The organism is Acinetobacter sp. 8I-beige, assembly GCF_902505955.1.
In the GTDB taxonomy this organism is placed as follows: domain Bacteria; phylum Pseudomonadota; class Gammaproteobacteria; order Pseudomonadales; family Moraxellaceae; genus Acinetobacter; species Acinetobacter johnsonii.
In genome coordinates this window covers 1,495,156-1,507,575 of record NZ_LR732790.1, presented here as the reverse complement: position 1 = coordinate 1,507,575, position 12,420 = coordinate 1,495,156, and the positions used below count along the sequence as shown (strand labels likewise).

At 40.3% G+C, this 12,420-nt stretch carries 12 protein-coding genes; 2 read left to right on the top strand and 10 right to left on the bottom strand.

Going from position 1 to position 12,420, the window contains the following annotated elements:
• The 5 genes from GVX98_RS07145 to GVX98_RS07125 form a co-directional block, all read right to left on the bottom strand.
• A complete protein-coding gene (locus tag GVX98_RS07145; RefSeq protein ID WP_159127648.1) occupies positions 1–624 on the bottom strand; it encodes a LexA family transcriptional regulator in 624 nt (207 codons plus the stop codon).
• A gap of 229 nt (positions 625–853) precedes the next feature.
• On the bottom strand, positions 854–1,903 hold the full coding sequence (locus GVX98_RS07140) for a linear amide C-N hydrolase (RefSeq protein ID WP_159127647.1): 1,050 nt from the start codon (positions 1,901–1,903) through the stop codon (positions 854–856).
• A 75-nt stretch (positions 1,904–1,978) separates the two neighbouring features.
• A complete protein-coding gene (locus GVX98_RS07135) occupies positions 1,979–2,329 on the bottom strand; it encodes a hypothetical protein (protein WP_159127646.1) in 351 nt (116 codons plus the stop codon).
• Between the two features lie 268 nt (positions 2,330–2,597).
• Positions 2,598–3,233 carry a LysE family translocator gene (locus GVX98_RS07130; RefSeq protein ID WP_159127966.1) on the bottom strand — a complete coding sequence of 212 codons (636 nt, stop codon included), beginning with the start codon at positions 3,231–3,233 and terminating at the stop codon, positions 2,598–2,600.
• Position 3,234: 1 nt separating this feature from the next.
• Entirely contained in the window at positions 3,235–3,876 is a 642-nt protein-coding gene (locus GVX98_RS07125) for a hypothetical protein (RefSeq protein ID WP_004980292.1), read from the bottom strand.
• An 89-nt stretch (positions 3,877–3,965) separates the two neighbouring features.
• On the opposite strand from GVX98_RS07125, the gene GVX98_RS07120 reads away from it, so the two are divergent.
• Together GVX98_RS07120 and GVX98_RS07115 are read left to right on the top strand one after the other, a co-directional pair.
• Positions 3,966–4,910, top strand: a complete 945-nt coding sequence (locus GVX98_RS07120) for a LysR family transcriptional regulator (RefSeq protein WP_004980289.1) — start codon at positions 3,966–3,968, stop codon at positions 4,908–4,910.
• Between the two features lie 237 nt (positions 4,911–5,147).
• Positions 5,148–6,311 (top strand): tetratricopeptide repeat protein, encoded by a 1,164-nt coding sequence (locus GVX98_RS07115; RefSeq protein WP_159127645.1) that lies wholly within the window; start codon positions 5,148–5,150, stop codon positions 6,309–6,311.
• A gap of 115 nt (positions 6,312–6,426) precedes the next feature.
• On the opposite strand, the gene GVX98_RS07110 is transcribed toward GVX98_RS07115, so the two are convergent.
• From GVX98_RS07110 to GVX98_RS07090, 5 genes are all read right to left on the bottom strand, one after another.
• Positions 6,427–6,831 (bottom strand): biopolymer transporter ExbD, encoded by a 405-nt coding sequence (locus GVX98_RS07110; protein ID WP_159127644.1) that lies wholly within the window; start codon positions 6,829–6,831, stop codon positions 6,427–6,429.
• Positions 6,832–7,566 (bottom strand): MotA/TolQ/ExbB proton channel family protein, encoded by a 735-nt coding sequence (locus tag GVX98_RS07105; protein WP_159127643.1) that lies wholly within the window; start codon positions 7,564–7,566, stop codon positions 6,832–6,834. It abuts the gene before it with no gap.
• 31 nt (positions 7,567–7,597) lie between these two features.
• Entirely contained in the window at positions 7,598–8,431 is an 834-nt protein-coding gene (locus tag GVX98_RS07100) for an energy transducer TonB (RefSeq protein ID WP_159127642.1), read from the bottom strand.
• A 450-nt stretch (positions 8,432–8,881) separates the two neighbouring features.
• Entirely contained in the window at positions 8,882–9,502 is a 621-nt protein-coding gene (locus GVX98_RS07095) for a glutathione S-transferase family protein (RefSeq protein WP_004980274.1), read from the bottom strand.
• 136 nt (positions 9,503–9,638) lie between these two features.
• Positions 9,639–12,176, bottom strand: coding sequence for a TonB-dependent siderophore receptor (locus tag GVX98_RS07090; protein ID WP_004980273.1), 2,538 nt, complete (start codon positions 12,174–12,176; stop codon positions 9,639–9,641).
• Positions 12,177–12,420 lie beyond the last annotated feature (244 nt).

The window sequence follows — 12,420 nt, the reverse complement described above, 5'->3', positions numbered from 1 at the left end:
TTAACGGTGGTACAAACGTTTTAAGTTAAACGTCACCACTCCCCAAATGACAAAGGTTTGATTTTCTGTAGGAATAATATGTTCATACTCGGGGTTTTCAGCTTTTAGCCAAAGTTGAGGCAAAGGGTAGTTTTCATCTCCAAAAATGTCTTTGATATCCGACTTTGACATTTTGCTTGTCATCATCAGTCTTTTAATAGTGGAGTCATTATTATCAATTAAAGCCACCACAATGTCGTAGTGTTTGGCTTCAATACTCCGATCAATAATAATTGGGTCATTTACTTCAAGACCTGCGCCTAACATTGACTCACTGTCTACATGAGCGATGAAAGTTGAAATGGGGTTTTGTATTAAGAACTCATTGAGATCGATGGCTTTGCCTTGCTCATCTTTAGTGCTGAACGCTGGGCCTGCTGGAATGCGTTCTAAAGAAACAGGAATAGAGACTTTGGACTGAGGTAGAACAGGAATTAGTCCAAGTTGATCCGCAAGTTCAGCTTGCTGCACAATTTGTTCGAGCATGCTATTGATGGTGGGGCTGGGTTTGCCGTCTGGCCCCATGATATCTTGTAGAGACGACCATGCGTCGTCCGAGAAGTAGATGGGTAACTTCTTTGACATGTTGAATACTCCTACGCTACAAGGCGTGTTTGGAAGTGAAATCTGTCTGTTTAGAATATGCTGATGTGGGTGAAAACTCAAATTTAAAAATGCTGAATAAACAATGCTCCGTCAATTTTGGTCGCGGATAAGAAAAGTAAGAAACTTTCTTTTGGGTGATAAATAGCCCTTTGATCAGGGCTATTATTAGTGCTGATTATATTATTAAGCCGATGATCTAACTGAAAACTTAGGGATTAGTTCCTAAAAACTCAAAAGGTTTGGTGACTTTAAAGGATGCATTGGCTTTGCCTGCATATGTCATCGCTTGGTCTGGGCCAAGTTCTAACTTCTTAGTTTGACCATCTTTAAAGTTAATCTCTTTTAAATCGACCCAAAACACATTGGGTGAAACAGCAGATTCAAAGAAATATAAACCGCGTTTATGGTCGACCACTGTACGCCAACGGGTTGAGGAAATATTTGGTTCTTCTTCAGTGTTCAATCCAAAGGGTACGGACGCATTGCGAATGACACCAAAAACACTCGCTAATGAGTGTTTATAATTCGCATTTTTCGGGATGGCATTGATATAAAAAGACGCTCTTGCAAAACGATCGGCTGCCCGGTTTGTGCCCGGGAGCATGGTTGTTCCACCAATTTGCTTCCAATAAGCATTTAGCGCCAACTGCTGATCAAAAATTGGTGAGTTGGTCATTACTTGGTATTGGCGACTGTGATGAATCACTTGTTTTCCACCAATATATTCAATGATGGCACTGTCACCCGTGGCATCTGAAATAGATAAATGCAGTGTCGCTAACCGTTTTTCACCTGGAACTTGGTCGGTCACTACCGTGAATGGTTCTTTTTCCAATGCCTGAATGGCCTCATTCACCGTGGCATAATTATCTAAGACATATTGCGCCCACAGTGAAATGCCCAAAGGTGGCTTTTTAGAGGTTTTTACATTTGGATATTCAGATTCAACCAACCACAGTAAGTTTGCCATTAGCCCTTTTTCATTGACGCCATCGGTAGTGGAGATGTCATAACCCGTTGCAACGACACTGCCGTACTTAGATGTCCATTGAATCGATTTTGGCCCCGCCATACCATTACGTTTGACATTATTGGGTAAAATCCACAAGTTGGTTCCAATATCGCTTTTCCAGTCCATTGAACGTGCTGTCATGACGTCATTATTGCCCAGATAAACCACACGGGTACATGCCATAGCTGCTTCTGCTACCACAAATATTCCTGCGGCAAATAATACTTTTTTTAATACATTGTTCATTATCATGCTCTCTTAGAAAATAGGTAACTGTGTTGTTGAATGTCTTAATAAAAATTATTCGCTTTATAATCGTGTTCAAAATAACGATAACCTGTTCCGAGATTTATTTTGGATCGCTTTGAGTTGTGTAGTCTTAGGAGGTAGATACGCTTGATTGTAAATCCTATAACTGGTTTGATCTAATGAGGTATTTAAAGCAATAAGCAGGGACAATGCATGTTTTTCTTGAGAGGTTGCAGCTGTTTGCCAGTCAGCAAAAGAATTAAAGCTTTCTTGGCTTATTGTGTTGCCTTCATCTGCACCAAAGGCATAGATGTTCGGGTTCAGCTTTAACGCGCCGTGCAAGCCTTTTATAAAGCGTTTAGCCTGAGTACTTTGGCTCATAAAAATACCGATTGAAAGTAATGAATATGTTTTAATTTTCATGTCATTGCCTTTTTTATATATTTTTACCACACGATATAAAAATAGAGTATGGCTTATTTGATCATTTTTAGCACAGTTTTATTTTAATGTCGGGTGAGTCTAAAAGATATCTTCAGAAGATAAATAGCAACCAACGTATGGCCAAATTTTAATAAAATGATTGCACATTTTATGATTTAAATATGCTACTCATATTTTTATGTACTTATTCAGAATATCGGCAGCACCGACATTCTGAATAATCCGCAGTTGCTGGTGCTATGAAACATCATAAATGGGTAAATAACAGCTTCAGCGCCAGAGCAATTAATATGAGGCCCATCAATCGCTCAAACTGTTTTCCCATCTTTAAAAATTGCTGTCGAACGACGGGTCGAGAAAACAAAACAGCGACCAGCATGAACCAAAGTGCATTGACGATACACATCCATATTCCATAAGCAAATTGTACTTTCATCGGAGTTGTCGGACTGACGAGTGTGGTAAATATAGCCAGAAAAAAAATAGTCGCTTTGGGATTGAGCGCATTGGTCATAAAGCCCGTTATAAAGGCTTTGCTTTGACTCAAAGGCATATTGGCAGTTTCTTCAATCGAGGGATCGATATTGACAGAGGGAGCACGTAATAAACTCCAACCTAAATAAATTAAATATAGTGCGCCTGCGATTCTTAAAATAAGCATGAACCACGGACTTTGTTGAATAATAATGCCCAAGCCTACAAGGGTATATAAAATATGAACTGAAATTCCTATACCAATGCCAATAGCCGTGATGCACCCAATTGCATAGCCATAGCGCACGCTATTTCTAACTGTAATGGCGAAGTCAGGGCCGGGTAAAAGGACTGCAAGAAAATGCACCAAAGCCAAAGCTAAAAATTCTGAACTATATTGCATCCACATATTATTGATGCTCATCCGAAACGCGATAGCTCACGGTTAACTTATCTTTTTTAAGTTTATAGCCTGTAATTTCGAGCGTTCCAATTTCAGATAAATTTTGGACATGGGTTCCACCACAAGCAAAAGCAGGTAAAGTTCCAAAACTGACTTCACGGTAGCCATCAGCATTTTGTTGGGCCAGTCTGACGAGTTGGCTAGAAATATATTGATTGCATATCTGCTGTAAAGTTTCTAAATCTTGGTCTTCAGAATGATCTTGTCTGACAAATTGGACTTTGCATTCGTCTGGCCAGTGCTGTGCTTTGGTGGGTTGCCAGCCAAAGGCTTGCATTACATGCCCGATTAAGTGTCCTGCGGAGTGTAGGCGACTGTGATAGTGGCGTCGGGTTACGTCAACTTGAGCCTGTGCCAGACCTAAAGTAATCGCGTGATTAGAATAATGAATAATTTGATCATCTTGCATAGTAACATGAAGCACATCTATACCATTGATTTTACCTAAATCACTGGGTTGACCACCACCTTGTGGATGAAACGGTGTTTGGGCAAGCTGAATGGCAAATCGACCATCGTCAGTAGGTTCACATCTTAAAATTTCTACCTCAGCCTGAGTGATGTCAGATAGATATAAAGCTTGAGTCATGGTTATCTCTGTCAAAATTTCACAGAAAAGATTATATGAGGCTTAATTATTGATGATAATCTAGTAAAAAATTAAATTACTTTTTCCTCATGAGCACAAATCAAAGTATGGCTTTACTCCAAGAAATGGCTATTTTTGTTAAAGTTGTGGAGACTGGCAGTTTTTCAGAAACGGCTCGACAGCTTGGAAATACGCCGTCTGCAGTGAGTAAAGCCATTAGCCGATTGGAACGGGCTTTAGGAACACGGCTGCTCGAAAGAACAACGCGAAAACTGCGTTTAAGTGAGAGTGGAAAACAAACTTATGATCATTGTTTAGAGATGGTTAGAGCTGCCCAAGCAGTGATTGAGCATTCAGGAAAATTCAATACTGAACCCAGTGGTACCGTTCGGATCAGTGTACCGAAAGCCGTAGGGCATTATTTGATTCATCCACATATACCCGAGTTTCTTGAACTTTATCCTCAGATAGATATTCAACTGCTGTTGGAAGATCGTTTCATAGACTTTATTGACGATGAAATTGACTTGGCCATACGCATTACCAATGAACCGCCGTTGGGCTTAAAGGGTCGACAGCTGATTCGTATTGATCATGTCTTAGTGGCGACAGCCGAGTATTTAAAAAAGAATGGAACGCCTCAGCAACCGAGTGATTTAAATCAACACCAATGTATTTTTTTAGGTGAACAAGTCAGCGATTCAAAGTGGAAATTCCAAAAGGGTAATAAAACCACCAGTGTGACTGTAAAAGGACGATATTCGGCGAATCATACGGGTATCCGACTAGATGCGGCTTTAAAGCATATGGGAGTCGCAAGTTTGCCTTATTTTATGGCGAGACATGCTTTAAATAACCAAGCACTGATTCAAGTATTACCAGATTGGCATTTCAAGACCTATTATAGTGGAGATGCTTGGTTACTATATCCACCCACACGTTATTTAGCTCCGAAAATAGAGGTCTTTATTCAGTTTATTGCGCAGAAACTGAGTTTAGAACCCGTCCTAAAAACTGCAGAGACGCTTGCTTAATTTATTAAGATGGCATCATTCAAAGAGCTTAGAGCATGACTAATATTTATGCTGAGCTAGATAGGCGATGAAGAGTAAACATTGATGATGCATCTTTGAGATAGCCTAAGCAGACTATCGATATTTAAGCTATAGTATATGCATCGAATGTACCGCATAATTTGAATGATTTAATGTTTAAGTCCTAGCGTTGAAAAGACTTTAAAATGAAATAAGCAATTTAATAAGAGATACGCAATGAAAAAACATCTACTTTATTCTTCTATTTTGGGTTTAAGCATCCCTACTTTGGGCTATGCAGATACAACCAATATTCATGTTTTAAGTGCAACGGTAAAAGATCAAAATATTGCGAATGCACAAGTCATTTTACAAAAAAATGGTGAACAGTCTGCATCAACGTCAACCAATGCAGACGGCCGAGCAACGGTGAACAGTAGTAGTGCGAATGGCGCAGACAATTTATTGATTATCAAAAAATCAGGCTATTCAACATTGGTTGCAAAATGTCCCTGTGATGGCATGACCTATGCCTTAAGTCCTATATTGAAAGACTTAAACAGTATGCGAATTGTTTTAAACTGGGGACAGAGTCCTTTAGATTTGGACTCGCATTTAAGCTATAAAAATCAACATGTGTATTGGGACAATAAACAAGGGCAAGATGCCAATTTAGATGTCGACGATACAGACTCTTATGGCCCAGAAACCGTAACCATCGATAAGCGTTTAGACGGGCAATATTATGTTTATTCAGTGCATGATTATTCAGATCGCGCCAAACCCAATACTGCGAACCTGTCGAATAGCCAAGCAAAAGTTATGGTCTATGCTGGCGAGTCTTTGATCCGTTCTTATTATATTCCAACGGGGTTGACAGGAAATTTATGGACTGTGTTCCGCATTAGTCCAGAGGGTGAAATCCAAGATATTAATCGTATTTCAGGGACAACTATTGGGGCAAGCCAAGTGGGTTCAACTGTATCGAGTTATCAAAGCCAAGCGACGCAGCTGCATTATGTTCCTGTTTCAGCCAACGCACAGGCAAGGGCTAAAGCACTGAATTTGAAAGCGGATAAAGCGTATAAAAACAATCAATTTGAACAAGCTGCCCTGATTTATCAACAATCTATTGATTACAATCCAAACGTTGGACAAACCTATAGTAATCTTGCTGTTGCTTATCAAAAGTTGAATCGTTCATCTGAAGCGTTATGGGCAAATCAAAAGGCGATTGCTTTAGCGTCTAATGACAATACCAAAGCGTATTCACATTACAACATTGGTAAAATTTATGAAAATAATCAGGACTATGCTGAAGCCAAACAACATTACCAATTCGCAAATCAATACAAGCCAAGTGCGACTTACGATGAAGCCATTCAACGAGTGAGTCGCTAAGTCTATTAATAAAGGATTTAGATTATATTGAATGAATAAAAAAGCACCTGGAGGTGCTTTTTTATAAATACAGATTGAAGTGTTGTAGATGTCTAGGTTTCAAATGAATAATCGATTATTTTGGTTCGGTAATCACTGATAATTTCTCTACACCGACACGTTCTATACTGGCTAAAAGTTTAGCCACTGTACCATAAGGGACAGTTTCATCGGCATTTAGGTTTAATGCTAACTTGCTGTTGGCATTTTTACGCTGTGTAATTTCTTGCTCAAAATTTTCGAGATTGACTGGGTCTTTATCTAAAAAAATTGCACCATCTGGTTTTACACTAATCACTAGTGCTTTGTTTTGATCTGTAGATTGTGTCGGTGCAGCTTTGGGTAAGTTGACTTTTACGCTATTGGTTAATAAAGGCGCCGTGACGATAAACACGATCAATAGCACCAACATCACATCGACCAGTGGGGTAATGTTAATGTCACTGACGACATCGTCATCTTGAGAAGTTGAAATAGCCATTTAAGCCAAAGCCTCCTTTTCTTGAGATGATAGTTGATGTGCTGCCACTGGTTTTGCCGCAACATGGGCGGTTTGAGTTTTGGTTGGCAGTTGGAAACCTACTTTTTGAGTGAGGCTAACAAAGTCTGTTGCAAAGTCGTCTAAATCGGCACCAATGCCTTTTACTTTACGAACAAAATAGTTATAGGCAAGTACAGCAGGTACAGCCACAGCAATACCAATACCTGTTGCAACCAGTGCCTGACCAATTGGACCTGCGACCACATCCATACTTGCACTACCAGATTGGGCAATTGCTTGTAAGGCATGAATAATTCCAAACACAGTTCCAAATAAACCAATAAATGGGGCATTGTTCCCAATCGATGCGAGAACGGCTGAACCTTTTTCCAGTTGACGACGTTCAGCAAGAATTTGCTTGCGTAAGTGTCGCTCTAACAAATCCTGACGACTCCAGGTTTGTTGTAAGTCTTGATGGGTTTTTTCATTGGCTTCAGTCAAGGTTTTAAAACCAGTTTGGGCAATACGTGCTGTCGGTCCCTGCGCATCTTCAGACTGACCAATTGCATCTGCCAAGTTCTGAGCTGACCAAAAACTGTCGACAAAAAGTTTACTTTGTTTAGTGGCCTTTGAGGTTTGTACGGCTTTCACCACTATTAGCACCCACGTTACGATCGAAAAACCGATCAATAACCAAATGGTTGCATCATGAATAATCGTATTAATATCAGACATATCGAATTTTCCTAAGATAAAATTTTACAGTTTAATTGGGTAATTTGAAGTGAATTGGAACATCGACCCAACCTTCTACTGGCGTACTGCCACGCAGTGCAGGTGAAAATTTCCAGCGCTTCACAGTTTTTACTGCTGCATCATCCAGTGCTTTTTTGCCGCTGCTATTTTTCAGGTTGATTTCCAATGGACTGCCTGTGGGTGAGACTTTCACACGTAACATCACAACACCCTCCCAACCACGGTCTAACGCCACTTCTGGGTATTCAGGTGCAGGATTACTCAAGTAACCTGCATAACCTTTGGCTGCAGTCACAGGGAGGTTTTCTTGTGCGGGTTTACTCACAGGTTCAGCGACTTTTGGGATTGGTGCGACGTTTTCTGTAGGCTCAGCTTGCGGTACAGGTTGAGCAACTGATTTGGCAGTAGGTCGAGGCTGCTCAATCTGCTTCTGCACTACAGGTTTTTGCACGGGCTTTTCAACCACAGGTTTTTGTACGGGCTGAGGCTTTGCGGAAACAGGTGGAATGATCGGTTTTTGTATTTCCTGTTTGAGTTTGGGTTCAATCACCTTAGGCGGCTCTTCCTTGGGTTTTTCAATTACAATCGCGATAGGTTCGGGTTTTTTCACGACTAAGGGCGGTGTTGGAAGATGCTCTGCAAGATAAAAAATGCCGTAATGTAACGTCAGAACAGCACCAATTGCCCAAAAGATCTTATGGGTCTGAACAGGTTTTTCTGCTGTGATCGGACTTGCTAAGTGGGCAACAAATGGATCTACAGCATGAAATACATTGGACTGAACATTTTGAAGTTGTTCAAACAAAATTGCCTTTCTATAAGGACTTCGACTGACTTCGCTCATATCAGTAATGCACCATTCAATAAGATTTAATTTGCATTGCAGAATATTTTTTATTTCATTAATTAAATTGGATTAATTTGAATAAGGAAATATTCTTTCAATTTTAAGTTTTTAATTAATTCACAGATGCGTGGAATAATTTAGTTAAATGAGAGGTTGAAAATATAATGAGTGATTTTTATAAAATAGAAAAAGAATTTTTTTAGATTAGTATTTTGATAAAAAGTGATAAAAGAATAATTAAAGATGGTGTCTTAGAATAATTATAGATAATTTATTTTATATTTGAGATATCTGCTTGTGGTTAAGCTTGTATTTAATTTTTATTATGGGGTAATTTTATATCTCTGCTAAATAAATCTATTTATATGCAATAAGACTGTCCATATACAGGGCAGCCTTATTCTATTTAAAGCTAAGATTTTTAAAAAATGGTGCAATAATGCTTAACTAAAGAATTTTGGCCACTTTTAAAAAGTGCTCACGCGCTCTAATACGTTCGATCCATGCTTTTAAGTGCGTATGATCATGCTGGCGCTCAACATCTAAATTGAACCAGTGATTGAGGGCTAAAGCCAAAGGAATATCGGCAACACCAAAACTAGAGCCAGATAAATAGGGCTGTTGAGCCAGCTCGACATTGGCAACATCCAAGATCTTTTCTAGTTTTTCTGCCGCGACTTTGACCGCAGCCAAATCTCTTTTGTCTTCAGGCTGTCGAACCAAATTAAAAAACACGATTCCAAACACAGGCAGGACGGTGGTGGTGTACCAGTCTATCCATTTTTCTGCGCTAAAGCGTAATTTCGGGTCTACAATCCACAATGTATTTTTTCCATAAACTTCAGTCAAATAACGCAAAATGGTGTTGGACTCCCACAAAACCGTGTCACCATCTTGAATAACAGGAATCAAACCATTGGGATTGAGCGCTAAAAATTCAGCAGTATCTGTCAGGCCATACCGCTGTCCCGCAGGAATATGTTCAAATTGAAGTCCAAGTTCGGCTGCAAGCCAAAGTACTTTGTGGACATTTAAAGAATTGGGTCTACCCCAAATGGTGATGCTCATATATTTTCTCAGAAATTTGGAATGTGAAGATGCCGTACTTTGGTAAAATCTAGCATTTAAGCGATCACCATTCTGAATAGTCAAAACGACAGAGGCGATATTACAATTTCACCAAAGTATTTAGGTTTAAGTGATTTTAGAAACGATAGCTGACACGACCATAGTAATAACCACCATAGAGTCCAAACGGCGAAAGCTGGGCATAGTAGTTTTCACCTAAGCCATCGACAATGTTGGATTTTTCTGGGTAGGTGTTGAACACGTTATCTGCACCTAAAGTCAAAGACAGACTGTCTGTGAGGTTATATGTCGCATCTAAATCGACAATCCATTTGGCTTCAAAAGTCTGGTCTGTCGCAGCTGTCTCGCTGCGTGCAATGTAACTGCCATAACGGGATAAACGGGTATTTAAATCCAGTTTTGCGTATTGCCAATTCGCTGCTAAGGTGAATTTGGTTTTCGGATCTGCATCGGTGACCATGCCTTTGGTACGACGAGTGATACGATCAATATTGATACCGTCTAACTGGCTTGGATTATCCGCTATCGCTGTAATATCGGTTTCATTCCAGTTGAAACCTAAGCTCCAGCGGATACGACCGTATTGATTCAGCTGTTGGGTGTAGTCCGCAACAACATCGACTCCATTGGTTTCTGTATCAAATAAGTTGGCATAGTAAGTAACGTAATTGACGTTGGAAAAACCGTTGGTCGTCAAGATGTTATTGATACCCGTTCCTGTAAGTCCCGCCGTGGACGCAATACGATCTTTCAGTTCAATCCGATAAGCATCGACCGCAAGGTTAAAGTTCTTGAATGGGCTATAGGTTAAACCCAGTGAGAAGTTAGTCGATTCGGTGGGATCAAGTGCCTCTGCACCTAAAGCTTTTCCTAATGCTGAATCGGTACGTACAGATTTACTGTATACATCTGAGCGAACGCCATTGTTTACCGTACTCACAATACCCGTACTGGCAAAACCTTGTTGATATAAAGAGGGGGCAATAAAGCCTGTGCTGGCTGTTCCGCGTACCGCCAGTTGTGGGCTGAACTCATAACGGCTGTTAATTTTACCGTTAAATGTATCGCCCGAACTGTCATCATAATGCTCAAAACGGCCTGCTAAACCCACAAACCAGTTTTCGGTTACATCTAAACCCAAATCTAAATAGGCAGCGGTGTTACTCCGGCTAATATCGGCTTCATCTTCAGGTAAAAGTACACGAGCACCAAAGGTTCCAACAGTTGCAGGTAAGCCAGCATTATCACCTGTAGGAATAATATAACCGCCATTTTTATAGGCTAAAGGATCAGTGGCTTTAGAAGACCAACCTTCTTTACGATAGTCGAGGCCCCAAGCAACGCTGAGCGGCGTTGCACCAAAACCAACATCGAAAGTTTTCTTCAGGTCAAGGTTGCTGACCCATTGGTAAGCATCGTATTTTTGCAAACCAAATGAAGCCGGGCTAGACGGTCCAAGAGATGGATTTAGGTTATTTTGCGTAGAGTGGTCTTGCGTGTTTTTACCATAGGAGCTACTCACATCCCATGCCCAGCCGAGCACATTATCGCCTTTTAATCCCCAAACGGTTTGTACATCCGTTTCACTTAAAATGACATCAGGTGTAGTACCATTTGGAAAGATTTCAACAATACCCGATCTGGAGTTTGGACGACGGTAGGATGCACCAGTCGAGGCATCACGCCAGCCCGCGGTGGTGTAGCTATATAGGGTGGCTGCATTGCTTAGAGGAAGCTCAGCATTTGCAGAAACGTTAAACTGTTCAACGGAAGGCAGGCCTAATTTATTTAAATTACGATCTATGGTCGCTTCACGTGGGTCATCTTGACCATTTACTTTTGAATAAATATTGCCTGAAACAGCCCCTGCACGGGTGGTGGCATCTTGATTTTTCAGATCAAAACCAAAATTGATAAAACCATCTTGGCCTAGAGGTGCACCAACGTTGGCATTCAGTTGGAAGGTTTCTCCATTTCGGTCAGTGCCTGAATAATGCTCGCGACCACCATAGGTGGTACTAATATTGCCGCCATTATCAGCCGATTTGAGCACAATGTTGATCACCCCAGCAATGGCATCGGAACCATATTGAGCGGCTGCACCATCACGTAAAACTTCAACTCGTGCAATAGCACCAATTGGAATCAGATCTAAGTCCGCTGCTTGGTAGCCCTCGCCAAAACCGTATTTGTTAATGGCCAAAGCACCGACATGACGACGTTTGCCATTCACAAGTACGAGCGTATGCCCACCACCCAAACCACGTAAACCCGCAGAACGGGCTACAGCTCCGTAACCATCAGGTTGGCTAGGCACTGTAGCCACGCTAAAAGAAGGAATTACTTTTGCCAAAATGTCTCTTAAAGCGAGGGTGTTGCCTTGTTTGACGAGTTGTTCGCCACTAATCACATCTACAGGTGCAGGGCTTTCAGTGATGGTACGAATACCACCGCGGTTGCCCACCACGACTACGCTTTCGAGTTGTTGAACATCTTCTTTTTCAACGGATGTTACGGTTTTTTGCTGAATATCTTCAGCGTAGATTGAGCCGGTAATTCCGCAAGTTAATGCAAAAAAAATGGATTGATGAAGGAGTGATATTTTAAAACCCAGCTTTTCAGGCTGAGGCTGTATTAACTTGGTGTGCAGCATTATCTTTTCCAATGATGATGTAATTTATAGAGGTTTACTTAAAACAATAATCTGATGAGTATTTCGACTCTGGTAGTCAATATATCGATTGTTTTTTTATTGTTAAATATTAAATAATCATTTAAATATCAGTTTTGAGTAAATATGTTTATATTGAAATATTAATAAGTTTTTCTTTATTTTTAATAACAATTCAATCTCTTTGTGAAAATCATATTTTCACTTTTTTATATAACTTTAAGTT